The sequence below is a fragment of the Paenibacillus sp. 7541 genome (genome assembly GCF_002276395.1).
Classification (GTDB): domain Bacteria; phylum Bacillota; class Bacilli; order Paenibacillales; family Paenibacillaceae; genus Paenibacillus_AQ; species Paenibacillus_AQ campinasensis.
Map to the genome: position 1 here is coordinate 19,382 of NZ_NQLZ01000044.1, position 26,632 is coordinate 46,013.

Genomic DNA, 26,632 nt, shown 5'->3' on the forward strand with positions numbered 1-26,632 from the left:
AGCTCATGCAGCTAAAGAGACAAGGACGATAACGGGTGGAATTGCAATCCATATTGTAAAAATACGTACAAAAGTGTTATATTTACAGTATAATATTCGGATTTAGCGAGGAACCCATGTGAAAAAACTAAAACGAAGTGAACGATTGGTCGATATGACCCAATATTTATTAACCAAACCGCATACTTTGATTCCCCTGACGACCTTCGCCGAGCGCTACGGAGCTGCCAAGTCGTCGATCAGCGAGGACCTGGCCATTATCAAGGATGTATTCGAGAACGAGGGCATCGGCGAGCTTCAGACGCTGGCTGGAGCGGCAGGCGGAGTACAGTATATTCCGAAGCTGCACAAGGAGCATGCCTATGCGTTTGCAGAGAAGCTGTGCCATCAGCTGGAGCAGCCCGATCGGATCTTGCCGGGCGGTTACCTGTATATGTCGGATTTGCTGGGCCAGCCATCGCTTATGAACGAGGCGGGCAAGATTATTGCCACGGCTTTTGCCGACAGAGATATCGATGTGGTCATGACAGTGGAAACCAAAGGGATACCGCTTGCCTATGCCACTGCGGCACAGCTTAACCTGCCGGTCGTGCTGGTTCGCAGGGACCATCAGGTGACGGAAGGCTCAGCGGTGAGCATCAACTATGTCTCCGGATCCCACAAGAGCATCCATACGATGTCTTTGTCCCGGCGAGCCCTGAAGGAACAGTCCCGGGTGCTTATCGTGGATGACTTCATGAAGGCCGGCGGCACGATTCAGGGCATGGTCGACCTGCTCGGCGAATTTAATGCTGAAGTAGCAGGTGTAGGCGTTCTGGTGGAGTCTGGAGCGGTGGAGTCCGAGGAACGATTGCTGGAGGACTATATTTCTCTGGCCAGATTGTCGGATGTCGACTCCAAAACCAAGATGATTAAGGTAACCCCTGGAAATTACTTCGAACAATAAGCGGCGATTTATGTCGAGCACGTTAGCGTTTTCATTCGAATCAGCACGAAGTCTGTCGAAAACATCACTTTCTAAAAAAAATTCCTGTTTTTAGGACATTTTATACTAGAAAAAAGAAGGATTTCGGGTTTGCTGTGTGGAATTAAACTACCCAAGTCTCTGATGGAAAAAGGTGGTGAACACACATGCAAATTACGGATGTCAGACTCCGCCGCGTCAACTCTGAGGGGAGAATGAAAGCAATCGCATCCATTACCATCGATAATGAATTTGTCGTTCACGACATTCGCGTTATCGACGGTAACAACGGAATGTTCGTTGCCATGCCGAGCAAGCGCACTCCAGATGGAGAGTTTCGCGACATTGCCCATCCTATTTCTTCCGGCACTCGCGAGAAGATTCAATCGGCTGTATTGGCCGAGTATGAACGCGCTGCCACGGAAGAAGAAGTGATTGAAGAAGGCGCTTAAGATTCAAAATTGGGGTTCAAGGAAAAGAGAGCCATACTCGTGGCTCTCTTTTCTTTTTTTGTAGAATGATATATATTCAGTATTGAGTTCAAGAGGAGGAGGCATGGCCCTTGAAAAGATATGCTATTGTGCTCGCTGCTGGGCAGGGCAAACGAATGAAATCGAAACTGTATAAAGTGCTGCACCCGGTTTGCGGCAAGCCGATGGTAGGACATGTGCTTGATACGGTCCGCCAGGCGCGCTGCGAGCGCAGTGTTGTGGTGGTAGGACATGGTGCCGACGCGGTTCGCGCATACCTTGGAGACGCGGCGGAATATGTCCTTCAGGAGGAACAGCTCGGGACAGGCCACGCCGTGAAACAGGCCAAGGATCTTCTTGGCGGGGTGGACGGCTCCACGATTGTCATTTGCGGAGACACCCCTCTTGTTACAGCAGAGACCTTAGATAAGCTGTTGGCGCTTCATGAGGAGCAGCAGTCAGCGGCTACCATTCTTACGGCACATCTGGACCAACCGCAAGGTTACGGACGCGTGATTCGTAGCAGTGAGGGCAGTGTGCTGCGCATCGTAGAACAGAAGGACTGCAGTCCGGAAGAAGATGCGGTGCAGGAGATTAATACCGGTACCTATTGTTTTGATAATAAAAAACTGTTTGCTGCACTGGAACAAGTCACCAATCAGAATGCGCAGCAGGAGTACTACCTGACCGATGTGATCAGCATATTGAAGAATGCCGGTGAAACGGTGCTTGCTTACCAGACCAGCGATTATGCAGAATCCATCGGCGTTAACGACCGCCTTGCCCTATCGGAGGCGGAAGGCTTTATGCGGAAGCGGATTGCCAAGCAGCATATGCTGAGTGGCGTCACCATCATCGACCCGGATTCCACTTACATTGGGGCTGATGTACAGATTGGATCGGATACCGTTCTATATCCGGGCACGGTGCTGAAAGGACATACGGTCATCGGTCAGGACTGCACGATCGGTCCGAACTCGGACATCGAGGATTCCGTCATTGCAGACGGCGTGTCCGTCAAGCATTCCGTATTGAGCGGGGCTGAAGTCGGCTCCCGGACGTCTGTCGGCCCATTCGCATACCTGCGGCCAGGAGCCAAGCTGGGCGAGGATGTGAAGGTTGGGGATTTTGTTGAGGTGAAGAATGCTACGATCGACAACGGCTCCAAGGTGTCTCATCTCAGCTATGTGGGCGATGCCAAAGTCGGCAAGAATGTAAATATCGGCTGCGGCGCGATAACGGTCAACTATGATGGTTATAATAAGTCCATTACCGAGATCGAGGACGATGCCTTCATCGGCAGCAACGTCAATCTTGTCGCTCCGGTCACTGTCGGCAAGGGCGCATTTGTTGTCGCCGGCTCGACTATCACCCAATCCGTTGGGGAGAACGATCTGGCAATTGCCAGACAACGACAGGAGAACAAGCCGGGATACGCCGAGAAGATCCGGGCAAGAGCACTCGCCAAAAAGAACAAGAAAAAATCGTAACGCCGGTTCCCGGTAATTGAACAAGCGGTGATCGGACAGCCTAATTCAACGAACCAGCACGGAGGGTTATTTATTCTATGACTTATCTTGATTCTAAATTAAAAATATTCACCTGTAATTCCAATCCTAAACTTGCCCATCAGATTGCAGATTACATCGGTATTCCGATGGGGGAATCCCACACGACCAGCTTTAGCGACGGGGAGATTCAAGTGAAGCTTTCCGAGAGCGTGCGCGGCTGCCATGTCTACATTGTGCAGTCGACCTGCTATCCGGTTAACGATAACCTGATGGAACTGCTGGTTATGGTGGACGCGCTGAAGCGGGCTTCGGCAAAAAGCATCAACGTTGTCATCCCGTACTACGGCTATGCCCGTCAAGACCGGAAAGCCCGCTCCAGAGATCCGATCACCGCGAAGCTGGTTGCGAATCTGATCGAGAAGGCCGGCGCGCATCGCGTCATTACGATGGACCTGCATGCGATGCAGATCCAGGGCTTCTTCGACATTCCGGTCGATCATCTGCTAGGCGTGCCGATTCTTGCCCAGTATTTCCGTTCCAAGCAGATTGAGAATCCGGTTATCGTATCGCCAGACCATGGCGGCGTTGTCCGTGCGAGAAAGCTGGCTGATTTCCTGAATGCGCCGCTTGCGATTATCGACAAGCGCCGTCCGGAACCAAATGTCAGCGAAGTGATGAACATCATCGGTCATATCGAAGGCAAGACGGCGATTCTGATCGACGATATTATCGACACGGCCGGTACCATTGTGCTGGGCGCGAATGCGCTGATGGAAGGCGGCGTTAAAGAGGTGTACGCGTGCTGTACGCATCCGGTGCTCTCCGGGCCGGCGCATGAGCGGCTGGAGAACTCGCCGATCAAGGAAGTGGTTGTCACCGATACGATTCCGATCACGAATCCGAACCCGAGCAGCAAGCTGACCGTGCTGTCTGTTGCACCGCTGATGGGCGAAGCGATCATCCGGGTACATGAGGAATTATCAATCAGTAAGTTGTTTGAAATAGAATAATAAACCGTGCCTGCAGGGTTACATCTCCACCGTCCGGTGGAAATGTAGCCCTTGTCGGCTATGAGTGACACCAGGATCAGTGAGCCGCTGGTTCGGCTGGACTCCCGATGGGAAAACGCTTTCACAACAAAGCAGCCCAGAGGCCGTCGGACTAGTAGCCGGGTCTTGATACAAATACGAATGTTTGTCGATTGTACAGCGTTCCCTCGATTTCAACGAAGTTGGGGTCCACGGCTGTAATCAAGCCCACATCAACGTGACAGTCCCGCTCGTAGACTTGGACGGGAATGGCATGCTTCATATGGTATTGAAAATGGCTGTGGTGCGTTAAACGCTGATCAAACTCTTTCAATGCCGATTCACCTTCTTCATGGGGCGTATTCGAATTTATGCTTCGGTATGGCCTGTTATATCCGTGATTAGAGTATGATCATATTGTACTCAGAAAAAGGCAAAGAAGAAAGCAAAAATGATGAAAGGAACTTGGACGAGATGAAATGGATTGTCGGGCTGGGAAACCCTGGCCCTGCTTATGAGAAGACGCGCCACAACGTCGGTTTTATGGCACTGGACGCGCTTGCCGAGCGGCATGGTATGAAATTCACGATGAGCAAATGCAAGTCGGTTATTGCGGAAGGAATGATCCTTGGTACGAAAACGGTTTTAATCAAACCGATGACGTTTATGAATTTATCAGGGGAAGCGGTCCGCGCGTACATGGACTATTACAAGGTTTCCCTGGACGATCTGATCGTGGTCTATGATGACCTGGATACCGAAGTCGGGAAAATCCGGCTTCGCTATCAGGGAAGTGCAGGCGGCCACAACGGCATTAAATCCATCATCCAGCATACCGGAACCCAGACCTTTAACCGGGTTCGGATGGGCATATCGCGGCCAGAGCCGGGCTATGCCATCGTGGACTACGTGCTTGGTGCGTTTCCGAAGAAGGAGCAGGAACCGCTGAAGCAGATGATCGAGCACACCTGTGATGCACTGGAATACAGTCTTGACCATACGTTTGAGCAGACGATGGCCAAGTTCAACAAGTCATAGACGGCGTAGAGGAATCTGGAAACATCGGGTAGTGTTCACCAATTGTTCGTCTGAAACGCGGCTGAACCGGGCATACTGAAGGTATATACGATCTTCAGGAGGCATATGATGGCGATAAACTATATTTGCAGACATTGCCGGACGTTTCAGGGCAGAATTGATTCCCACGAGGTGACAGAAGCCCGATTAGGCTTTGATTCCTTGACCCCCGAGGAGCGCAGGGATATAATAGCGTATGATTTTAACGGGGAGGTTACGGTGCGGGTGACCTGTGATCACTGCAGAGAGGCGCTGGAGGCTAATCCCGAGCTCAGCCTGCTTACCAATCCGCTTCAGTAACCGGAAGGAAGCCCCGGATCTTGAGTTGCTATCCTCGAAGACACACCGGCGGCTGTTCGTCATGCCGCCTCAGCCTTGGCAGTTTTATGCTCAAGGCTCTTTTCGGTTATATATTGGATCTATTATGGAATTGCAGTAGATTTTAAGTTTTTTATTTCTTGTGCATAAGAGAGGTGCCCCTTTTGTTACAAGCACTTATTGATGTATTCTCGAAAGATTCGGATTTCCAATCGATTTCTGCCGGCCTTCGTGCCGGCATGAAGGAGCAATTGATCTCCGGTCTTTCCGGTTCGTCCAGGCAAATCTTAATGGCGGCTCTGTATCAGGAGCAGCAGCGTCCGCTGCTGGTCGTGACCCACAACATGTTCTCCGCTCAGAAAATTGCAGATGATCTTCAGGATGCGCTTTCACCGGATCAGGTTCTGCTCTATCCGGCCAATGAACTGGTCGCTGCGGAATCGGCGGTATCCAGCCCCGAGACTTTGGCGCAGCGGATCGATGTGCTTACCCGCTGCGCCAGAGGCTTCCGGGGCATTGTCGTTGCGCCTTTCTCGGGCGTTCGTCGCCTTCTGCCGACGCCTGAAGCGATGGCCGAAGCCCGAATCACCCTTCAGGACGGAGGGACCCTTGTGCTGGAGCAATTCCTGAACAAGATGATCGAGATGGGCTACGAGCGTGTCGAGCGGGTGGAAAGCCGCGGCGAGATGAGTGTGCGCGGCGGCATTGTGGACTTCTACCCGATGACGTCGGAGCTTGCTTACCGGATTGAGCTTTTTGCCGAAGATATTGATTCCATCCGCACCTTTGACCCGTCCGATCAGCGGTCGATTGACAAGGTCCGCGAGGTTGTCATTACCCCGTGCAAGGAGATTATTGCGACCGAAGAGCGGATGAGGCAGGCAGCGGACAAGGTGCAGCGGCTGCTGGAAGCCCAGCTGGAGGCGATGACGGATCGTCAGGCGAAGCTGCGTCTTCGCGAGGAGATCCACCGTGAGCTGGAGATGCTGAAAGAACGCATGTATTTCCCTGAAATTTATAAATATATTTCTTTGCTGTATCCGGAAAAGACCCATCTGTATGATTACATGCCGGACGATACCCTGCTCATTATGGATGAGCCGGCACGTCTGCTTGAAACGTCGAAGCAGCTGGAGCGGGATGAGGCGGAGTGGAATTTGCATTTGATGCAAAACGGCAAAACGCTGCCGAACCTGCCGCTGTCGCTCGACAGCGAGGAGCTGATCTATGAGCATCGTTATCAGGCGCTGCTCATCTCGATCTTCCTGCGGCAGGTTCCCAAGATGCAGCCGAAAAACATCGTCAACTTCATTACGCGCGGCATGCAGGATTTCCATGGCCAGATGAACGTGCTGAAAGCCGAGATGGAGCGCTGGAAGAAATCCGGCGTACAGGTGTTCATGCTCGCCGGCGATGCCGAGCGCATGGACCGGATTCGGCGGGTGCTTGACGACTATGGCATTGAGGAGCCGACGATTCTGGAGGGCCATCTGCAAAACGGCTACGAAATGCCTTCGGTTCATATCGCCATCATCACCGAAAGCGAGATGTTCACCTCCAAGCAGCGCAAGACACGCAAAACGACCCAAAATATGGACAACGCCCAGCGGATCAAAAGCTATACCGAGCTGAAGGTCGGCGATTATGTGGTGCATCAAAACCACGGGATCGGGAAATATATGGGAATCGGAACGCTTGAAATTAACGGCATTCACAAGGACTACATGCATATCCTGTATGCCGGCGGCGACAAGCTGTCCGTACCGATCGAACAGATTGATCTGATTCAGAAGTATGTCGGGTCCGAGGACAAGGAGCCGAAGATTTACAAGCTCGGCGGCAACGAATGGAACCGGGTGAAGAACAAGGTCCGCTCCTCGGTTCAGGATATTGCCGACGATCTGATCAAGCTGTATGCCGAGCGCCAGGCCGCTCCGGGCTATGGCTTTGAGAAAGATACGCCGGAGCAGCAGGAGTTCGAGGATCTGTTCCCTTATGACGAGACGCCGGATCAGCTTCGGGCGATCTCCGAAATCAAGAAGGATATGGAGCAGAACCGGCCGATGGACCGCCTGCTCTGCGGCGATGTGGGCTACGGTAAAACCGAGGTGGCCGTCCGGGCAGCATTCAAGGCGGCCATTGAAGGCAAACAGGTGGCCGTTCTGGTGCCGACAACGATTCTTGCACAGCAGCATTACGAAACCTTCCGTGAGCGCTTTGCTAACTACCCGATTAACATTCAGGTGTTGAGCCGTTTCCGAAGCCGCAAGGAGCAGAATGAAACGATCAAGCAGGTGAAGCTGGGCGGAGTGGACATTCTCATCGGCACGCATCGCCTGCTGTCGCAGGACATCGTGTTCAAGGACCTGGGCCTGCTCATCGTCGACGAAGAGCAGCGGTTCGGCGTGACGCACAAGGAAAAGCTCAAGAAATTGAAAACGAATGTGGACGTATTGACGCTGACGGCTACGCCGATTCCGCGTACGCTGCATATGTCCATGCTCGGGGTGCGGGACCTGTCGGTCATTGAGACACCGCCGGAGAACCGCTTCCCGGTGCAGACGTATGTTGTGGAGCACAGCCAGACGCTGGTCCGCGAAGCGATTGAGCGTGAGCTGGCCCGAGGCGGACAGGTGTACTACCTGTATAACCGCGTTCAGGGCATTCAGGAAATGGCGGCCCAGATCTCCATGCTGGTGCCTGAAGCGAAGGTCGGCGTCGGCCATGGCCAAATGACGGAAACCGAGCTGGAGAAGACGATTCTCGACTTTTTGGACGGAGAATATGATGTGCTGGTCAGCACCAGCATTATTGAAACCGGGGTCGACATTCCGAATGTGAACACCCTGATCGTGCACGATGCTGACAAGATGGGCTTATCCCAGCTGTACCAGCTGCGCGGGCGTGTGGGCCGATCCAACCGGATTGCCTATGCCTACTTCACGTACCAGCGGGACAAGGTGCTGACAGAGGTGGCGGAGAAGCGTCTGCAGTCGATCAAGGAATTTACCGAGCTGGGTTCGGGCTTTAAAATCGCGATGCGCGACCTGGCCATTCGGGGGGCAGGCAATCTGCTTGGGGCCGAGCAGCACGGATTTATCGCCTCGGTAGGCTTCGATCTGTACTCGCAGATGCTGGCCGAGGAGATCCAGAAGCGCAAAGTGAGCATGCTGGGCGAGCCGGCAGCGCCGACCCAGGATTGGAACACCTCTATTGACCTTGGCATCGATGCGTATCTGCCTTCGGACTATATTTACGACAGCATGCAAAAAATCGAAATTTATAAAAAAGTGGCTGTCGTCTCGACAATCGATGAGTCGGCGGAGCTGGAGGATGAACTGCTGGACCGCTTCGGAGAACCTCCGCAGGCGGTCAAGAACCTTCTCGCCGTTTCCAGGCTGAAGGTGTACGGCAGATGGTATGGCATCGATTCGATTGTACAGCGCGGCGACGATGTTGTGTTGCAGTTTTACGAAGGACAGGATAGGGCTGTAAATGCAACAGAACTTGCGCGAATTGGAAATATGTTCGAAAGACGTGTACAATTTGAACAAGGGCCATCCATGGTGATCCGAATTAAAGGCAAGGGATTATCCGATCAGCAGCTGCTCGAATTGCTGGAGCAGTTCCTAGAAGCCGCCAAGGAGCCATTTCATTTGAAGGGAGAACTACAGAATGCCATCAAGAAATAACAAGGCATGGAGAACGATTGTCGTCTCGATGACAGCCGTACTGACCTTGTCGATATTTACAGCGTGCGGGAAAGAGAACAATACGGAGCCCGAAGTGGACAACAGCAAAGTGGTTGTCAAATATACAGGTGGAGAAATTACGGAGAAGGAGTTCGAGCTGGAGCAGCGGATCATCGCGCTTATGTCGCCGGCATATGCTCAGTTCCTGGAGATGGATGAGTTCAAGGAGTACCTGGCACGCCAGAGCGTGACCTACGAATATCTCTTTGCCAAGGCGGATGATGCCGCCAAGGAAGCTGCGCAGAAGCAGGTGGATGACCAGATCGCCCAGTACAAAACCGGGATGGGCGGCGAAAGTCAATTTCAGTCCTATCTGGAGCAGAGCAACCTGACCGAAGAAGATCTGAGAAATTATATGCATCGGATCATGACCGTGTCGGAGTATGAGAAGAACCAGGTTAGCGACGATGAGATCAAGGAATATTTCGAAGACAACCCGACGGATTTCACCCGGGTCACCGTACGCCACGTGTTGATCCAGTTCACGGATGCCGAAGGCAATGAGCGGACGCCGCAGGATGCCCTCAAGCTGGCGAACGAAGTGAAGTCCAAGCTGGAGGCGGGAGAAGACTTTGCTGCGATTGCCAAGGAATACTCCGAAGACCCGGGTTCGAAGGAAACGGGAGGCCTGTATGAGAACCGGCGTGCCGGAGACTGGGTCCCAGAATTCAAGGAGAAGGCGCTGAGCCTGGAACTGAACACGATCAGCGATCCGGTTGAGACCTCCTACGGATACCATGTCATGAAGGTGGAAGCCCGTCAGGAGATAACGTATGACACGATGCCGGATGAAGATAAAGAGGACATTCGCAATGAACTCGCCGCAGGTAAAATCGATGAATTCATGCAGAACGAGCTGAATGACATCATCGAAAGCATGGATCTCCCGAAGAGTGAGAACAGTGGCGAACAGGGCGGAAACCAAGGAACGGAAGGACCGGAAGGCCAGGGTGATCAAGGCCAGCCGGCGGAAGGAACTCCGGAAGATACAACTGACAGCAACAACGGCGAGTAAAGCTGTGGCTTGGAACCAACGAACAGCATGAATTTACACACAGGATGATGGATTTTCGACTTCGTAACGTTCAGCGCATCGCTTCAGTCGATGCCCATTTCAGGCAATGTCTGCACAGATGATGTATAAGGAATTGGGAACGGATGAATACTATGGTCAGACATTAACTTATATACCTGGGGACATCCTCTTCCCGACTGGACAGTAGTTGAAAAATCTTCTTAAGAAAGTGGGGCAACAAGTGACATGAAAGCTACTGGTATCGTCCGCCGCATCGATGACCTCGGTCGCGTGGTCATTCCTAAGGAAATTCGACGTACTTTACGGATTCGCGAAGGAGATCCGCTCGAGATTTTTGTTGACCGGGACGGGGAAGTAATCCTGAAGAAATATTCCCCGATCGGTGAGCTCGGAGATTTCGCGAAAGAATATGCCGAATCTCTGTATGAAGGCACAGGCCACATTACGATCATTTCCGACCGCGACTCATTCATTGCGGTTGCGGGGGGATCGAAGAAAGAATATTTGGACAAGCCGATCGGCAATCTGCTGGAGAATTGCATGGAGAATCGCAAAACGGTCCTGGAAGCGAACAGCGGCACATACGAGATTGGTAAGGATCATCCAGAGACGCTGTCTTCGTTTGTCGCGGCGCCAATCATCGCGGGAGGAGATCCGATCGGCAGCGTGGTGCTGCTGAATAAGGATGAGTCTGTCACGATGGGTGAAATGGAAATCAAAATGGCGGAAACCGCGGCCGGATTCCTTGGCAAGCAAATGGAACAATAAGCTGGCCTGTTATCCCTAGTACGAAATGGTCTACAGCTCCCGCTGAACAAGAGCGTCGCTCTTGGGCAGCCGGGAGCTTTTTATGTTCTGGCGAAGCATCCGGTTTTTGTGCCTGCTGGCGCGTCCCGGTATAATGGATTTGTTGTAGCTGTTAAACAATCCTCCATCGGCCTTAGGCAAGGCCTTCATATGGAGGCTGGGGATATAAAGGCGGAGAGATGATGAAACCGAATCAGACAGGAGCCAGGCTCCTTCAGGGAGCCTTTGTGCTTAGTGCGGCTGCGATTGCCTCAAAGCTGATTGGCACGCTGCAGAAAATCCCCCTTCAAAATTTGGGCGGAGACGAGGCCTTTGGCATTTATAATACGGTAAACCCGCTATATACGATGGTGATTACGATAGCAGCGGCCGGATTTCCGGCGGCCATATCGAAGTTTGTCGCCGAATATGAGAGCGAAGGAAGATGGCAGGACAGCCTCCGGATCGTTCGCCTCTCATCCCTGCTGCTGGTGTCGTTCGGTATGGTGCTCGGTGCCTTGATGTATATCGGCGCACCGCTCCTCGGGCACTGGATTGGAACGAGTCAGGTTGTGCCTTCCATTCGCGGCGCGGCGCTTGCGCTCGCTTTTGTGCCCTGGATGGCCGTGCTGCGGGGATACTTTCAAGGTCTTCATAACATGGTTCCGACGGCCGTCTCGCAAATTGTGGAGCAAAGCGTTCGCGTATCCGTCATGATCGTGCTGTTGCTCATCCTGATCCGGCAGGGAGCATCCCCGGACAGGATCGCCGCGGGCGCGCTGCTCGGCTCAGCGGCTGGCGGGGCCGCAGGTCTGCTCGTCATGGGCTGGTACTGGCGCAAGCAGACCGGATTGCGCAGGAGGGAGGGCGTTCGGCCCGGCGCGCATAGCGGCGGAGCGCAGCTGGAGGTGAATGAATTTCGAGGAAGTGCCGATGATAGTAAGGAGGGGACCGGTGTTCTTCTTCGCCGTCTGATCGCCTATGCGATTCCGGTCTGTCTGAGCCTCCTTGCCGTTCCGCTCATCGGGCTGGTCGATACGTTCACGGTGCCTCGTCTGCTCAGCGATTCCGGACTGACAGGGCGAGGGGCGATGACGGAATTTGGATTGTACAACCGGGGCCTGCCCTTGGTCCAGCTCGTGACGATGCTCGCGACTTCATTGTCGGTGCTGTTTATTCCTGCGCTGGCGGAGGCGAAGCACAAGCGGGACGTTCACGCCCTGAAAGGGCAGACCCGCATGGCGCTGCGCTGGTTCTGGCTGCTCGGGATGACCGCATCGGTAGGGCTGGCGGTGCTGGCCGAACCGATCAACATCATGCTGTATGAGGATGCCGCCGGGACCGGGACGCTGCGCTGGGTCGCCTTTACTGCGGTTGGCGGCACGATGAGCATCATCTCGGCGGCGCTGCTGCAAGGGGTCGGCATCGTGCGCGCCCCAGCCGTGCATCTGCTCGCTGCGGCGGGGATCAAGCTTGCGCTGAACCTGCTGCTCGTGCCGCAGCTTGGCATTACAGGCGCGGCCGCCGCCGGCGTATGCGCCTATCTCACTGCAGCAGCGCTGAACATCGCGCTGCTGATGCGCCGCGCCGGCGTCCGCCCAGCCGCCGGCCAACTGCTCGCCCGGCCCGCGCTCGTATTCGCGGCCGTGGCGCTGGCCGCCTGGGCCGCGAGCAGCGCGGCAGGCGGCTTGCTTGGCGCGGCCGGCTTCGCCCCGGGCCGCGCGGCTGCGGCCGCCGCCAGCCTGTGCGGCGTGGCGGCCGGGGGCGGCGCCTTTGTGCTCGGCGCCGCCTGGACGAAGCTCCTCACAGCGGAGGAGCTTCGGATGCTGCCCAAGGTGGGCAAGCCGCTGGCCGCGCTGCTGCGGGCCATGCGCGTGCTGCGGTAGCCTTGGGCAGCTTGGGCAAGGCAGAGGCCGCCGGCGCATTCGCGCGCCCGGCGGCCCTCTGGGCGGCTTGACGGCCCAGCCGCCCTTATCGGCGCGTGCGGCCGTCTGACCCGCCGCCATGCTGGCCGCGCGCATGCCAGGGCAGCGGCGATGAATGCCGCCTCGCGCACCCGCGCCTGGCATGCCCAATGCCGCGCCCACCAATGCATGCAGCGGCTGCGGCTGCTGCGGAGCCGGACGCGCTCTGGCCCGCTATGGCGTCCGCTAAGTATGGACAGACGCGAGCCGGTGCGGGCCAGACGTGAGATGTTTGATCTTCTGTGCTATAGTAGTGTACGATATCAACGTCAATCCCGCGAACGAATAGCGAAAGGAAGTATCATATGAGCGCAGCAATTACGGTGGTTGGCCTCGGCTCGGGGAATCCCGACCGTCTAACCTTAGGTATCTTGAAAACGATGCAGCGCGCTTCCCGGGTATATGTGCGGACATTATCCCACCCGGTGATGGCTGCGCTGGAGGAACTTCAGGTGAAGCTGGAGTCGTTTGATCATGTCTATGAGACGCATGATACATTTCCGGAAGTGTATGAGTCTATTGCCTCTCAGCTGATCAATCTGGCGAAGGCAGGGGAAGCAGGGTCGGAGGTCGTCTATGCCGTTCCCGGCCATCCGATGGTAGCGGAAGCGACGGTGCGGCTCCTGCGCGAACGGTGCCCGAAGGAGCAGGTGGCGCTGACCGTCCTCGGCGGCGAAAGCTTCCTGGACGAAGCCTTTGTCCGCCTTGGCTTCGATCCGATTGAAGGCTTTCAGCTGCTCGACGCTGCCGAGCTGAACAGCCATATGGTACAACCCCAGCTGCACACCTTGATCGGCCAGGTGTACGATATGTTCACGGCCTCTGAGGTCAAGCTGGCGCTGATGGAGATTTATCCCGATGATTATCCGGTCATTGTTGGCCATGCCCTCGGCGTGGAAGGCGAGGAGTGCATCCAGCAGGTTCCGCTGTATGATCTGGACCGCATCGACGGCTACGGGAACCTGTCGCTTGTCTATGTGCCTCGCAGCGACGATGCCGGGCTCAGACAGCGTTCCTTCGCAAGACTGCACGAGATCGTGGGCATTCTCCGCAGTCCGGAAGGATGCCCGTGGGACCGCGAGCAGACCCATGAGTCGATCCGCAAGAATCTGATCGAGGAAACGTACGAGGTGCTGGAGACGATTGACGAGGACGATCCCGAGCATATGGAGGAAGAGCTTGGCGATCTGCTGCTTCAAATCATGCTCCATGCCCAGATGGAGGAAGAGCTCGGCACCTTCACGGTGTACGATGTCATCCAGAGCCTGAATGACAAGCTGATCTTCCGCCATCCGCATGTCTTTGGCGACCGCAGCGCCAATGATGCCGAGAGCGCGCTTCAGAACTGGGAGCAGATGAAGCAGGAGGAGAAGCGTCGCAAGGGACAGAATCCGCAGGAAGCCTCGGCGCTGGCCGGCATACCGCGCGATCTGCCGGCCTTGATGAAGGCCTACAAGCTGCAGAAGAAAGCGGCGAAGGTCGGATTCGATTGGGAGGACATCCACGGCGTCTTTCTCAAGATCGAGGAGGAGCTTGCCGAGCTGAGGGCCGCAGTGGCGGAAGGCGAGGCAGCCGAAGCCCAGGCACTGGAGCTTGGGGACCTGCTGTTTGCCGTATGCAACGCGGCGCGGTTTATCGGGGCAGATCCGGAGGAGGCGCTCTCTCGCACGAACCGGAAGTTCATTCAGCGCTTCCATTACATAGAGGAGCAGCTGGCTGCCCGGAACCGGTCTGTGAAGGACAGCACCTTGGAAGAGATGGAGGCACTGTGGCAGGAAGCGAAGTCGAAAGCGGGCGAAGATGGCGATATCCCGGGTGAACACCTATAACTTTTCACATCTATTTTAAAAAAATCAAGGAATTGCGGCAGGAATTCTGCAAGCAACCCAGAATATCCTTTTAGATGGCATACTGCGACGCAGCAGCCATCATTCACGGTAAATGACCGCAATTTTTACTTTTCTGATAATTGGGAGGATTTTATTCATGAACAAAACAGATCTGATCAACAACATTTCCAGCAAAAGCGGATTGACTAAAAAAGACGTTGAAAACGTCCTGAACGGTTTCCTTGGCGAAATCACCGATGCATTGGCTAATGGCGATAAAGTTCAACTGATCGGTTTCGGAACTTTCGAAACTCGCAAGCGCGCTGGCCGCACGGGCCGCAACCCGCAAACAGGCAAAACGATTGAAATCCCTGAATCGAACGTTCCTGCGTTCAAAGCGGGCAACAAGCTTAAAGAAGCCGTAAAATAATGCGCGTTGATAAATTCCTGAAAGTATCAAGGTTAATCAAGCGGCGTACCGTAGCCAAGGATGTGTCTGATCAGGGTCGGGTGCTGATCAATGGCCGAGAGGCCAAGCCAAGCACCGCGGTCAAGGTGGGCGACGAGATTACGGTCCAGTTTGGCCAGAAGCTGGTCACCGTCCGGGTGGAGCGTCTAGCAGACAGCACACGCAAGGACGAAGCGGCCAGCCTGTACACCTTGGTCAAGGAAGAACCGATTGCCAAAGACAACGGATTGGACTGGTAACGGTCCATGTCTATGGCTTCATAAAGCGTCCCTTCGCTCGTCGGAGGGGCGTTTTTTGGTATTTGTACACCTTGCCCGGCATGTAGCTCAGGCGGTCTCCGGCCGTCATGCAGCGTAAATCCCGCGCGTGCTGCAGATGACCTGAAGCGAAACCCGCCAGCGATCCGGCCGGACATGTGTTATAGGTTCAGGTTCTAAAGAAAGACCCCTCCCCATAAGCTATTGATAAAAAGGAGGGGTACATGCCATGATCGACCAAGGGAAGAGCAAGCGCCATGACCTGAGGATGCAGAACCGGAAGCTGCTGGACATCACCGGGGTTCAAAACGTGGAGAGCTTTGACAGCGAAGAATTTCTGCTTCAGACCGAGCTTGGGCATCTCACCATTCGGGGGCAAAATTTACATATTAAAAACCTGAGCCTGGAAGAGGGGCTATTGACGATTGAGGGTTTGGTGCATTCGCTGATCTATTTGAATCCCGGTTCCCAAACGAAAAACAAAAGCCTCCTGGGCAAGCTGTTTAAATGAACCCGAGTGTACAATGGATCACGCTGCTCTGGATGCTCTTCTCCGGAGCGGCGATGGGACTGGCCTTCGACAGCTACCGGGAGCTGGCCGGCCAGCTCCGCTTCCCGAGATGGTCACAGCATGCGCTGGACCTCATCTATTGGATTGCAGCCGCCCTGTTTGTGTTCCGGATGCTCTACGCGACCAATGACGGCCAGCTGCGGTTTTATGTGTTTATCGGTCTGTTTATAGGGGTTTGGATCTATTTTTTATTATGGAGTGTTATAACCCGGCGTTTTGTGGTAATGTTAATTCAGGTGACAAAAAGCTTGCTGTCTTTTTTGTCAAGACTGCTACGGGTGCTGATATGGAATCCCGTCATCGGCATTCTTAAATTACTGGTAGGGCTGCTTAAGCTGATTTGGAGGTTCGTCCTATCGCTGCTGCGTCTGATTCTGAGGTGTCTGATGCCTTTTTGGCGCCTCTTCACATGGATGCTGCGCCCGATTACGTCCCGGCTCCGGCTTCCGGCATGGAGCAGGCGATTAACGGACAAGGTTATCAAGGCGTGGAAGCGCTGGTTTTAGGGAGGGAAATGGTCATGGGAAGATTTGCTGACAGTCACAAGCAGGCTCCCCAGCAGAAAACGATAAACAAAGGTGCCCGCAGACGGAAACGAATTTACTTGACGATGATGGCACTGTTTTTGGTCTGGGCTGGCTCGACGCTGTTCTCTCTCAATGACCGCATCTATAATCAGAACGAGAAGCTGGCGGAGAGGCAAAAGGAGTATACGGCTGTGAACCAGTCGCTGGCGGAGCTCCAGCATGAGGTTGAGCGCCTGGAGGATCCGGAATATATCGGCCAGATTGCGCGGAGAAAGTTCGGTTTGTACCTGCCGAATGAGACACCGATCATACAGCCCCAAGATTCGGTTAAAGAACCGTAAAAAGGCATGACATACGTCTGTTGACCTTGTTCAGGCACTATCGTATAATCAAATCACCGCAGCGAGATTTTCAATAATCGAACTGTATATTTTTAAGGGAGGATCATTTTATTCTATGGCAATTGAAGTGGGCACCAAGTTAGAGGGCAAGGTGACAGGCATAACGCATTTTGGAGCTTTTGTGGATCTGTCAGGAGGTGTCACGGGTCTCGTTCACATCTCGGAAATCGCCGACAATTACGTGAAGGACGTCAACGACCATCTCAAGATTAATGATGTCGTTACCGTTAAGGTGATTAATGTCGATAAGGACGGCAAGATCGGTCTTTCGATCAAGCAGGCCGTCGACAAACCGGCTGAAGAGAGCCGCCCACCCCGGGGACCAAGACCGGAACGCAGCGGCGGAGAACGATTCGGAGGTGGCGGGGGTGGATTCAACCGTGAACGCGGCGGACGCCCGTTTAAGCCCGCAGCCAGCAAGACTTCTTTTGAGGATAAAATGTCACGCTTCCTGAAAGATAGTGAAGAACGGATTTCTTCGCTGAAGAAGAATACGGAAGGCAAACGCGGCGGACGCGGAGCCAAACGCATGTAATTTCGATAAAATATATAACCACCGCAGAGGCGATACGCTTTCTGCGGTTTTTTTGTCGCCGCATCCAAGCGTACGACAGGTTCCTACGCAATCTACGGCCATCGGCAGCCCTGGAAGGGGCAGAGGGATCGTCATTTCGGACGGAAGAACCGACAGCATAAACGAATGAGAACGACCCCGACACCAGCGGGCACGGGGATGAGCGGCATTTTCGCAACCGTTCGCAGAACCGGGCTTTTTTGTCGGAAATTTCTTTGGACGACCTACGGTGTTCTGACAAACTTTCTCAGGATGGGGTTTTATAATGGGACCTACCACAAATTCCTGAAGAATGGGGTGCCGTAATGATGGATAGAAGAAATTTGGTGATGTTTCCGGGTACGGAGACGGTAAAAGGGAAGTCTGGAGCTTGGCGTTCCCGTCTCGTTGAGTGGATCGGGCAGCTGTCTTTTCTGCAGGGCCCCCTCCAGCTGTTTGCAGCCAAGAAGTGGATGCTCCTCTTAACCTTTATGGGCTTTTTACTGGGACGAGCCATGATATTAAACGAGCTTTCGCCGTTTGCCGCAGCTTATTTCGCCGTCATCGTGTTCATGCGCAGAGACTATATGATGCCTGTAGGCGCGGCCATCATTGCAGGGAGCATGTTCGCGCCATCCCCCGCATTCTGGATGATTCCGGCGGAGCTGTTGATCTTTTATTTTCTGCTGCGGGGCCTTGAAACGTATGAACGGGCAGAAATATCCTACGCGCCGTTAATGGTGTTTGTCTCGACTTTCCTGGTGAACCTGTTCTCGGTGCTGATCGGCCCGTCGATGACCTGGTATGCGATGATGATGCTGACCTTGAATGCCGTGCTCAGTTTTGTTCTGACCCTGGTGTTCATTCAGGCGATTCCGGTGCTGACGATGCGCAAGAAATCCTATGCGCTCCGCAATGAAGAGATTCTGTGCCTCATCATTCTGCTGGCGTCGGTGATGACCGGTGCGGTTGGGTGGACCGTACAAGCCATGTCTGTTGAGCATGTGCTGTCACGCTACCTCATCCTGCTGTTTGCCCTGGTGGGCGGAGCACCGCTTGGTGCATCGGTCGGCGTCATTACCGGATTGATTCTTAGTCTGGCGAACATTTCGGCGTTTGCCCAGATGAGCCTCCTGGCTTTCTCCGGCATGCTGGCAGGCATGCTCAAGGACGGCAAGAAGGGAGGCGTATCGCTCGGGATGCTGCTCGGAGCGACGATCCTGTCCATCTACTTCAACAGTCCGGGAGAGGTGATGACATCCACATGGGAGACTTGCGCTGCGATTGTGCTATTTTTACTGACACCGAAAAGCGTCATTCAGGCGATTGGAAAATATGTACCCGGCACCCAGGATCACACCCGGTCACAGCATGAATATGCCAAGCGGGTCCGCGATCTGACAGCCGATCGGGTGTCCCAGTTCTCGCAGGTGTTCCGCCAGCTCTCGCAGAGCTTCGGACAGACCTCGGGTGCGCTGCATCCGCACGGCAAACGGACGGAGGAGATGAACCACTTTATGAATGCCGTGGCAGAGGGAAGCTGCGCGACCTGCTATAAGTGGAGCAGCTGCTGGGATATGAAATTTTATCAAACCTACAAATATATGACGGATATGATGACAGCGATTGAAGAGAATCCGGACATGGAGCCGAAGGATTTGCCGCCGGAGTGGAACCGGTTATGTGTCAAAAAGGAAGATGTACTGGAGACTCTGAAGCAGCAGTATCATTTATATCAACATGATATGCAGTGGAAACGGCAAATATACGACAGCCGTCACCTTGTGGCTGAGCAGTTGTCCGGCGTGTCCCAGGTGATGGAGGATCTGGCACGGGAAATCAAGCGCGAGAGTCAGGCGATGCATCTGCAGGAGGAACAGATTCGGGAGGCGCTTCAGCATTTGGGTCTGTCCATCCAAGGGATCGATATTGTCAGCCTGGACCCTGGCCGGGTCGAGATCGAAATTATCCATGCCTACACCCGCGGCTATGACGAATGCCGGAAGATTATAGCCCCGCTCCTGTCGGACATTCTCGGTGAGCATATCGCCGTGGTGGAGGAGACGATGACCCACCCTCGGGACGGTCTGGCGACAGTCCGGTTCGGCTCGGCCAAAACCTATGAGGTCGTCACCGGCGTAGCAGGCGCCGCCAAAGGCGGGGATGTCCTGTCCGGGGACAGCTTCAGCACGGTGGAGCTTGGGAATGGCACGTTCGCCGTCGCCCTGAGTGACGGCATGGGCAATGGGGAGAGGGCGAGGCTGGAGAGCAGCTCGGCGCTGAGCATTCTGGAGCAGCTGCTGCAATCCGGCATGGATGAGAAGCTGGCGATCAAATCGGTGAACTCGATACTGATGTTAAGGTCGCCGGATGAAATATATGCGACGGTGGATATGGCGTTAATTGATCAATATTCGGCCCGGACGACCTTTATGAAAATTGGCTCAACGCCGAGCTTTATTAAACGGGGCAACGAGGTCATCATGGTTACGGCGAGCAATTTGCCGATCGGGATTATTCAGGAAATCGAGGTCGATCTGATCTCGCTTCCGCTTCAGGTAGGCGATGTGTTGATCATGATGACCGACGGCATCTATGATGCGCCGGGGTATGCCGTGAACAAGGAGCTGTGGATGAAGCGCATGATTCAGGAGATTGACAGCAGTGATCCGCAGGAGATTGCGGATTGCCTGCTGGAGAAGGTGATCCGCTATCAGCAGAATCAAATTCATGATGATATGACGGTGGTCGTGGGCCGGGTGGATCATTATCATCCGGAATGGTCCAATGTGCGCGTGCCGGGCATGGCCCGCATGGAAAGACCGCGAACGGTAAGTTAGCGAGGGCCGGGGTGCCCATTGCCCGGGAAATGCTGTTTCCCGCAGATCAGAAGCACGGCGTCTGCCCGTCTATTCTTTCAATTCTTCGTTTGAAGTCTCTCAAATATGGAAATGATAGAGACTATAAGACAGGGTTGATGTCTAAGAAGAGTCGGGAGGCGACGAAGGATGAAACAAATTTTGCTCATTACGGACGGTTGCTCCAATGTAGGGGAAAGCCCGGTTATGGCGGCGGCGCATGCGCTGGCAGAGGGCATTGTTGTGAATGTGGTCGGCGTTCTGGACTATGGCACCATCGGGGAGCTTGGCGCGTTTGAAATTCAGGAGATTGCCAAAGCGGGAGGCGGACTGCACCGGATCGTAGGCACACCGCAGCTGGCCCAGACGATGCAGATGATGACAAGAAAAACGGTGGTTCAAACGATCCAGCAGGCGGTAAATAAGGAGATACAGCATATTTTGGGAGGAGGTTCGCTCGAGGAGCTTCCGCCGGACAAGCGGTCGCAGGTTGTGGAAGTGGTCGATGAGCTGGCCGAGACCTCATCGCTGGAGGTAGCGCTGCTCATTGACGCCAGTGCAAGCATGAAGCCGAAGCTCGCTGCCGTGGAGGAGGCGATCCGTGACCTGATGCTCAGCCTGAAAGCGCGGGCCGGAGCCAGCCGTCTTGCGGTCTTCCACTTCCCGGGAAGAGGAAGCGGGGAGGAGGTTGTGCTGGATGTGAACTGGACCTCGGATCTGGACGGGGTGCGGAGCATGTTCGGCCGCCTCCAGATGAAGGGAGCTACGCCGACGGGTCCGGCATTGTTAAAGGTGATTGAATTTTTCCAATATGGTACACTAGGAAATAATCAATCATGGAAGGGTCACACCGGCCAAGAGGAAGGGATGCTTGGTGACTACGTTGTCTAATGCGGGATATCCGCCCGGCACCGTTATTACAGGGAAGTGGCGGAAGAGCAGGTACATCGTGGAGCGTACGCTCGGCAAAGGGGCAAACGGACGAGTATACCTGGTCCATCGGGCCGGAGTCCGGCAGCGATATGCATTGAAGGTCGGCTATGATGCGCTGGATCTGCAGTCGGAGATTAATGTGCTGAGCGCGCTGAAGGAGCAGATGCACAACGCTTATCTAGTGGAGGCGGATGACCATCAGGACAGCAGCGGAGATGTTCCTTTCTATGTGATGCGATACATCGAAGGAGACCCGCTGCATCGATTCATCGGACGGCGGGGCAAGGAATGGCTCGGCCTCGTGGGGCTTAACCTGCTCGAGAAGCTGTCGCTCCTGCATGCATCCGGCTACGTCTTCGGCGATTTGAAGCCGGATAATGTCATGGTCTCTCCCTATGGCAAGGTGGAGCTGATCGATTACGGCGGGGTCAGCTCGATTGGACGAAGCGTCAAGCAATTTACGGAATGGTATGACAGAGGGTACTGGAATGCCGGAAGCCGGACCGGGGATATCTCCTATGATCTGTTCTCGTTTGCCGTGATGTGCATACAAGTGCTGGATGAGAAAGCGCTCAGAGAAGCGTCTCGCCAGCTCCCCCAGACGCGCAGCATGACCGATCTTGTGATGCTCGTGCGAAGAAACCCGGCGTTCAAGCCATATGCCGCATGGCTGAACAAGGCGCTGGCCGGGGAGTTCGCGGATTCACGGGAAGCGTTGAACCAATGGAGAGGCAGCATCCGGGGGCCGTCCGCAGGCAGAGCCCGCAGCAGGCAGCAGGATACCCCGCGCTGGCTCCGAAATGCGTTCGCGCTATCGTTATTTATTTTGGCGTGCACGATATTTTTTCTGTTTCGTTAGCCGCGCATCTTTCGGTAGGCGAAACATGACAGAAAGCCAGCCGTCTTGTGCGCCGGGCGCGCCTTCGGGTTAGCAAAGGGGATTGTTCATGGTGGAAGACAGGTTAAGATCATTCGTACAACACATCGAAAAGACAGCGGCGGACCACAAGCTGTGGACTAGCGGTGATCGCATCGTTGTAGCCGTTTCTGGCGGGCCTGACTCGGTGGCTTTGCTGCATGTGCTGCATGCCATCTCCACAAGGCAGGGGCTTGATCTGGTATGTGCCCACGTCCATCACGGTTTCCGTAAGGAGTCGGATCAGGAGGCGGAGCTGGTGAAGCAGCTGGCCGCCGGCCTGGACATCCCGCTGGAGATGGCCTATTTCGATATTCCTTCTTATATGGAAGAAAGCGGGAAAGGGGCTCAGGAAGCGGCGCGGGATAAAAGATATGAATTTTTGTTCCGAACCGCCCATAAATATAAGGCAAGCTCGATTGCGCTTGCCCACCACGCGGATGATCAGGCAGAGACGGTGCTGATGAGACTGCTTCGGGGCAGCGGTCCATCGGGGCTGGCGGGCATGAGGATGAAGCGCAGGGAGCAGCATATCGGCATCATTCGCCCGTTTCTGGAGCGATCGAAGGCGGAGATTGTGGAGCTGTGCGACAGGTGCGGCTTTGCCTATGCTGTGGACAACAGCAATCTGCAGACCAAGTACCGGCGAAACGCGATCCGGCTGGAAGTGCTGCCTTTTCTGGAGACCTACCACCCGCATATTTCCTCTTCGCTCAATCAGCTGGCCGAAGTGATTCAGCAGGAAGATGATTTTGTGGAGCTTGAGGCGCGGCGTGTGTACCAAACTTTGGTCCGGGAGAACAACGGAAGGCTCGCCTTTGAGGCGCCTTCCTTTTTGGGCTTACATGTTGCTTTACAACGGCGTTTGATTAAACTAATATTAAATTACCTGCCGTCAGAGCAGGAAAATGCCGATTTCAGTAAAATTGAATCGGTGCGCCAAGGCATTCTCCGCAAGGACCGATCCAACTGGCGGTTGGATCTTGGAGAAGGGATCACCTGTGTCAGAGAGTACGATACCATCGTCTTTTGGCCACAGCCGCCATCAGAGCAGGAACAGTACATATACACGATTGATTCACCGGCCATATCGGAGATCAGGCTTCCGGAGATCGGCAAGACGCTGATCATCAGCCATCACAAGGACCGAGGCAGGGGCAGGCCCAGCAGTGAAGCCGCCGAGGCGGAATTTGACGCGGATCGGCTTGCGTTTCCATTGACGGTCCGAAGCAGAAGGCCCGGAGATAAGATGAAGATCATGGGATTAAACGGCACCAAAAAGGTGAAAGATATTCTCATTGACGAGAAAATCCCTCCTTCCGAAAGGTCCCGTATTCCGATCGTCTGTGATCCTTCGGGGAATATCGTGTGGATTCCGGGTGTAAGGCGATCGATACATGCTGCCGTAGGGCAGCATACATCGCGTGTGCTCCGTATGGAGCTTGTGGAAATGTAGCAAGTGATGAACGAAGTTTCACGCTTTCATAGTATAACGTAGGAGGTTCGGCTAACGTTGCATAACGACATTCAGGAAGTACTTATCAGCGAGGAAGAGATTCAAGCCAAGATCAGGGAATTGGGGTCCAAGCTCAGCGCCGAATACGAGGGACGCAATCCGCTAGTTATTTGCGTTCTTAAAGGTGCGTTTATTTTTATGGCAGATTTGGTTAAAACGATAACAGTACCGCTTGAGCTGGACTTCATGGCGGTATCCAGCTATGGCGCATCGACCAAGTCCTCTGGTGTCGTCAAGATTATCAAGGATCTGGATGTGTCTGTAGAGGGAAGAGATGTGTTGATCGTTGAGGATATTATTGACAGTGGTCTTACGCTCAGTCATTTGATTGAAATGCTCCAGAACCGGAAGGCGAAGTCGGTTGCCGTGTGCACACTCTTCGACAAACCGGCGCGGCGCACGGTTGATCTTCAAGCCGATTACACCGGATTCGTGTTGCCTGATGCGTTCGTGGTCGGGTATGGGCTTGATTATGCCGAGCATTACCGGAACCTCCCCTACATCGGGATTTTGAAACCGGAAATCTACAGCAAATAATTCGCACGAGTGGTCATGGAACGCTGCCCATCCCCGTTTGTTGAGATGGCCAGACATGCGTGGTAAAATATCTATGTGTCTTGAGAGGAGGTAGGGGATGAGTCGGTTCATCCGGAATTCTGGTTTTTATTTGATTCTATTTTTGGTCGTAGTGGGCATAGTACAATTCGTTACTAACGGTGGCGAATCGGTAGACGCCCCTAGGTATGATCAGCTGCGGCAAGAAATGAAAGCCAACAACATAGAGGAAATGACGGTTCAATTTGACGGTTACGCATACCTCGTGACCGGTAAATATAGAGACGTCCCGGAAGATAAGTCGCAGAATTTCACAACGTATATTCCTGCTACGGATGCAGCAATGGAAGAGTTGACTTTGGCCAGCGAGAGCAACGGCGTTCAACTGAAGGTTGTGCCGATGGAGGGCCAGAGCATTTGGCTGACATTGCTATCATCCTTTATCCCGCTTGTCATCATGTTCGCTCTGTTCTTCTTCCTGTTCAATCAGGCCCAGGGCGGCGGCGGCAAAGTGATGAACTTTGGCAAGAGCAAAGCCCGATTATATAATGAAGAGAAGAAACGGATTACTTTTGAAGATGTGGCCGGGGCAGACGAAGAGAAGCAGGAACTTGTCGAAGTGGTTGACTTCCTAAAGGATCCTCGCAAATTCAATACCGTTGGCGCACGCATACCGAAGGGGGTTCTGCTTGTAGGTCCTCCGGGAACAGGTAAAACACTCCTGGCCAGAGCGGTAGCGGGCGAAGCAGGTGTTCCGTTCTTCAGCATCTCGGGTTCTGACTTCGTAGAGATGTTTGTCGGTGTCGGTGCATCCCGTGTGCGGGATTTGTTCGATAACGCGAAGAAGAACGCGCCATGTATTATCTTCATTGATGAGATTGATGCGGTAGGACGTCAGCGCGGCGCCGGTCTTGGCGGCGGTCATGACGAGCGCGAGCAGACGCTGAACCAATTGCTTGTTGAAATGGACGGTTTCGGTGCGAACGAAGGGATCATTATCGTAGCCGCGACGAACCGCCCGGATATTTTGGACCCAGCCCTTCTCCGTCCGGGCCGTTTCGACCGTCAGATTACGGTTGATCGCCCAGATGTAAAAGGCCGGGAAGCTGTACTGAAGGTTCACGCACGGAACAAGCCGTTGACGAAGGACGTCAAGCTCGACATTATCGCGAAGCGTACGACGGGCTTCACCGGCGCAGACCTGGAGAATCTCCTGAACGAGGCGGCCTTGCTTGCAGCACGCCGCAATCGTAAAGATATTTCCATGACGGAAGTGGATGAAGCGATTGACCGCGTGATCGTCGGTACCGAGAAGCGCAGCCGCGTGATCAGTGACCGCGAGAAGCGGATTGTCGCTTACCACGAGGCAGGACACACGATTGTGGGTTACTTCCTCGAGCATGCCGACATGGTGCACAAGGTGACTATTATTCCGCGCGGACGTGCTGGCGGATATGTCATCATGCTTCCGAAGGAAGACCGGATGCTGGTTACCAAGCAGGAGCTGCTTGATCGCGTTACCGGACTTCTGGGCGGTCGCGTGGCCGAAGAGCTGTTCATCGGTGAAATCGGCACCGGGGCTTACAGTGACTTCCAGCAAGCGACAGGTATTATCCGCAGCATGATCGTTGAATACGGGATGAGTGAGAAGCTCGGACCGATGCAGTTTGGCACTTCCCAAGGTCAGGTATTCCTTGGCCGGGATATTGGACACGAACAGAACTACAGTGACCAGATTGCTTACGAGATCGATCAGGAAATGCAGCGGTTTATCCGTGAGTGCTATGAGAAGTGTAAGCAGCTTCTGACCGACCATGCCAAAGAGGTGCATTTGATTGCGAACACCCTCCTTGAAGTGGAAACACTGGAGCTTGATCAGATCAAGAGCCTCATTGAGACAGGTTCGATCAACAGCGGCGGAGGCAATAGCGACGATGAAGGCTCCTCCGAAGGCGGCGAACCGACGGTCGATAATATCGGCGACGTGAAGGTGCGTATCCAAGGAAAGGAAGAGGGACAACAACCGCTTCCTACGGAAGAAATTCCGAACAATCCGATGGATGACGAGAGCCGGAGCAGTGAGGATGAGGAACGTAAGGACCCTCCAAGCGGCTCGGACAAAGGCAGCGGCGGACCATTAGCGTAAAAACAGGCCGATAAAGCACCAAATACCGAATTATATTGAAGAACCGGAGAACGAAGATTCGTTTTCCGGTTTTTTTGTGCTTTCTATCACATTGACAGGAAATACGCGAATTGTGTAAATTTAATGTTACATAAGGATGCGCTTCCTTTCACAAACTTGGTGGCCATCCGATTATCTATCTGGTTATTCGGCGGC

At 54.1% G+C, this 26,632-nt stretch carries 24 protein-coding genes; 23 read left to right on the forward strand and 1 reads right to left on the reverse strand.

All coding sequences use genetic code 11. The features are described 5' to 3' along the window. Window positions 1-118: 118 nt before the first annotated feature. The 4 genes from purR (at window position 119) to CHH75_RS22140 (ending at window position 3,955) form a co-directional block, all read left to right on the forward strand. On the forward strand, window positions 119-946 hold the full coding sequence (gene purR, locus CHH75_RS22125; RefSeq protein WP_095267679.1) for a pur operon repressor: 828 nt from the start codon (window positions 119-121) through the stop codon (window positions 944-946). A gap of 185 nt (window positions 947-1,131) precedes the next feature. Further along, window positions 1,132-1,416, forward strand: a complete 285-nt coding sequence (gene spoVG, locus CHH75_RS22130; protein ID WP_006207419.1) for a septation regulator SpoVG — start codon at window positions 1,132-1,134, stop codon at window positions 1,414-1,416. 110 nt (window positions 1,417-1,526) lie between these two features. Continuing rightward, on the forward strand, window positions 1,527-2,924 hold the full coding sequence (gene glmU / locus CHH75_RS22135) for a bifunctional UDP-N-acetylglucosamine diphosphorylase/glucosamine-1-phosphate N-acetyltransferase GlmU (RefSeq protein WP_095267680.1): 1,398 nt from the start codon (window positions 1,527-1,529) through the stop codon (window positions 2,922-2,924). 77 nt (window positions 2,925-3,001) lie between these two features. Beyond that, on the forward strand, window positions 3,002-3,955 hold the full coding sequence (locus tag CHH75_RS22140) for a ribose-phosphate diphosphokinase (protein ID WP_095267681.1): 954 nt from the start codon (window positions 3,002-3,004) through the stop codon (window positions 3,953-3,955). A 151-nt stretch (window positions 3,956-4,106) separates the two neighbouring features. Here the strand turns inward: CHH75_RS22140 and CHH75_RS22145 are convergent, their stop codons facing one another. Next, window positions 4,107-4,307 carry a hypothetical protein gene (locus CHH75_RS22145; protein ID WP_095267682.1) on the reverse strand — a complete coding sequence of 67 codons (201 nt, stop codon included), beginning with the start codon at window positions 4,305-4,307 and terminating at the stop codon, window positions 4,107-4,109. Window positions 4,308-4,447: 140 nt separating this feature from the next. Here CHH75_RS22145 and pth point away from each other — a divergent pair, with 140 nt between their 5' ends. The 19 genes from pth to ftsH all read left to right on the forward strand — a co-directional run bounded on the left by pth (window position 4,448) and on the right by ftsH (window position 26,437). Continuing rightward, window positions 4,448-5,011 carry an aminoacyl-tRNA hydrolase gene (gene pth, locus CHH75_RS22150; protein ID WP_095399185.1) on the forward strand — a complete coding sequence of 188 codons (564 nt, stop codon included), beginning with the start codon at window positions 4,448-4,450 and terminating at the stop codon, window positions 5,009-5,011. 108 nt (window positions 5,012-5,119) lie between these two features. Beyond that, window positions 5,120-5,350, forward strand: coding sequence for an anti-sigma-F factor Fin (gene fin, locus CHH75_RS22155; RefSeq protein ID WP_095267683.1), 231 nt, complete (start codon window positions 5,120-5,122; stop codon window positions 5,348-5,350). Between the two features lie 182 nt (window positions 5,351-5,532). Further along, window positions 5,533-9,060, forward strand: a complete 3,528-nt coding sequence (gene mfd / locus CHH75_RS22160; protein ID WP_095399172.1) for a transcription-repair coupling factor — start codon at window positions 5,533-5,535, stop codon at window positions 9,058-9,060. Further along, complete coding sequence (locus tag CHH75_RS22165) at window positions 9,044-10,135, forward strand: peptidylprolyl isomerase (protein WP_095267685.1); 1,092 nt, start codon at window positions 9,044-9,046, stop codon at window positions 10,133-10,135. Before mfd ends, CHH75_RS22165 begins: the two co-directional genes overlap by 17 nt. A gap of 246 nt (window positions 10,136-10,381) precedes the next feature. Continuing rightward, window positions 10,382-10,924: a stage V sporulation protein T gene (spoVT, locus tag CHH75_RS22170; protein WP_095267686.1), complete on the forward strand. Its 543-nt coding sequence runs from the start codon at window positions 10,382-10,384 to the stop codon at window positions 10,922-10,924. Between the two features lie 221 nt (window positions 10,925-11,145). Beyond that, entirely contained in the window at window positions 11,146-12,828 is a 1,683-nt protein-coding gene (locus CHH75_RS22175) for a putative polysaccharide biosynthesis protein (RefSeq protein ID WP_095399173.1), read from the forward strand. 383 nt (window positions 12,829-13,211) lie between these two features. After that, the gene (yabN, locus tag CHH75_RS22180; RefSeq protein ID WP_095267687.1) at window positions 13,212-14,735 is read left to right on the forward strand and encodes a bifunctional methyltransferase/pyrophosphohydrolase YabN; all 1,524 of its coding nucleotides are present in this window, start codon (window positions 13,212-13,214) and stop codon (window positions 14,733-14,735) included. Between the two features lie 157 nt (window positions 14,736-14,892). Further along, window positions 14,893-15,165, forward strand: coding sequence for an HU family DNA-binding protein (locus CHH75_RS22185; RefSeq protein ID WP_095267688.1), 273 nt, complete (start codon window positions 14,893-14,895; stop codon window positions 15,163-15,165). Continuing rightward, on the forward strand, window positions 15,165-15,443 hold the full coding sequence (locus CHH75_RS22190) for an RNA-binding S4 domain-containing protein (protein ID WP_095267689.1): 279 nt from the start codon (window positions 15,165-15,167) through the stop codon (window positions 15,441-15,443). Before CHH75_RS22185 ends, CHH75_RS22190 begins: the two co-directional genes overlap by 1 nt. 247 nt (window positions 15,444-15,690) lie before the next feature. Next, complete coding sequence (yabP, locus tag CHH75_RS22195; RefSeq protein WP_095267690.1) at window positions 15,691-15,972, forward strand: sporulation protein YabP; 282 nt, start codon at window positions 15,691-15,693, stop codon at window positions 15,970-15,972. Continuing rightward, window positions 15,969-16,538 (forward strand): spore cortex biosynthesis protein YabQ, encoded by a 570-nt coding sequence (gene yabQ, locus CHH75_RS22200; RefSeq protein WP_095267691.1) that lies wholly within the window; start codon window positions 15,969-15,971, stop codon window positions 16,536-16,538. The genes yabP and yabQ overlap by 4 nt, the downstream gene beginning before the upstream one ends. Window positions 16,539-16,552: 14 nt before the next feature. Next, window positions 16,553-16,900, forward strand: coding sequence for an FtsB family cell division protein (locus CHH75_RS22205; protein ID WP_095267692.1), 348 nt, complete (start codon window positions 16,553-16,555; stop codon window positions 16,898-16,900). Between the two features lie 115 nt (window positions 16,901-17,015). Beyond that, window positions 17,016-17,495 (forward strand): S1 domain-containing RNA-binding protein, encoded by a 480-nt coding sequence (locus CHH75_RS22210; protein WP_095267693.1) that lies wholly within the window; start codon window positions 17,016-17,018, stop codon window positions 17,493-17,495. 344 nt (window positions 17,496-17,839) lie between these two features. Then, window positions 17,840-20,353: a stage II sporulation protein E gene (gene spoIIE / locus CHH75_RS22215; protein WP_176475635.1), complete on the forward strand. Its 2,514-nt coding sequence runs from the start codon at window positions 17,840-17,842 to the stop codon at window positions 20,351-20,353. A gap of 168 nt (window positions 20,354-20,521) precedes the next feature. Further along, complete coding sequence (locus tag CHH75_RS22220; protein ID WP_095399174.1) at window positions 20,522-21,262, forward strand: vWA domain-containing protein; 741 nt, start codon at window positions 20,522-20,524, stop codon at window positions 21,260-21,262. Next, a complete protein-coding gene (locus tag CHH75_RS22225; RefSeq protein WP_095267720.1) occupies window positions 21,246-22,163 on the forward strand; it encodes a protein kinase domain-containing protein in 918 nt (305 codons plus the stop codon). The genes CHH75_RS22220 and CHH75_RS22225 overlap by 17 nt, the downstream gene beginning before the upstream one ends. Window positions 22,164-22,251: 88 nt before the next feature. Beyond that, a complete protein-coding gene (gene tilS, locus CHH75_RS22230; protein WP_095399175.1) occupies window positions 22,252-23,676 on the forward strand; it encodes a tRNA lysidine(34) synthetase TilS in 1,425 nt (474 codons plus the stop codon). A gap of 57 nt (window positions 23,677-23,733) precedes the next feature. After that, a complete protein-coding gene (gene hpt, locus CHH75_RS22235; RefSeq protein WP_095267696.1) occupies window positions 23,734-24,273 on the forward strand; it encodes a hypoxanthine phosphoribosyltransferase in 540 nt (179 codons plus the stop codon). Window positions 24,274-24,370: 97 nt separating this feature from the next. Further along, window positions 24,371-26,437, forward strand: a complete 2,067-nt coding sequence (gene ftsH, locus CHH75_RS22240) for an ATP-dependent zinc metalloprotease FtsH (RefSeq protein ID WP_095267697.1) — start codon at window positions 24,371-24,373, stop codon at window positions 26,435-26,437. The last annotated feature ends 195 nt before the right edge of the window (window positions 26,438-26,632 follow it).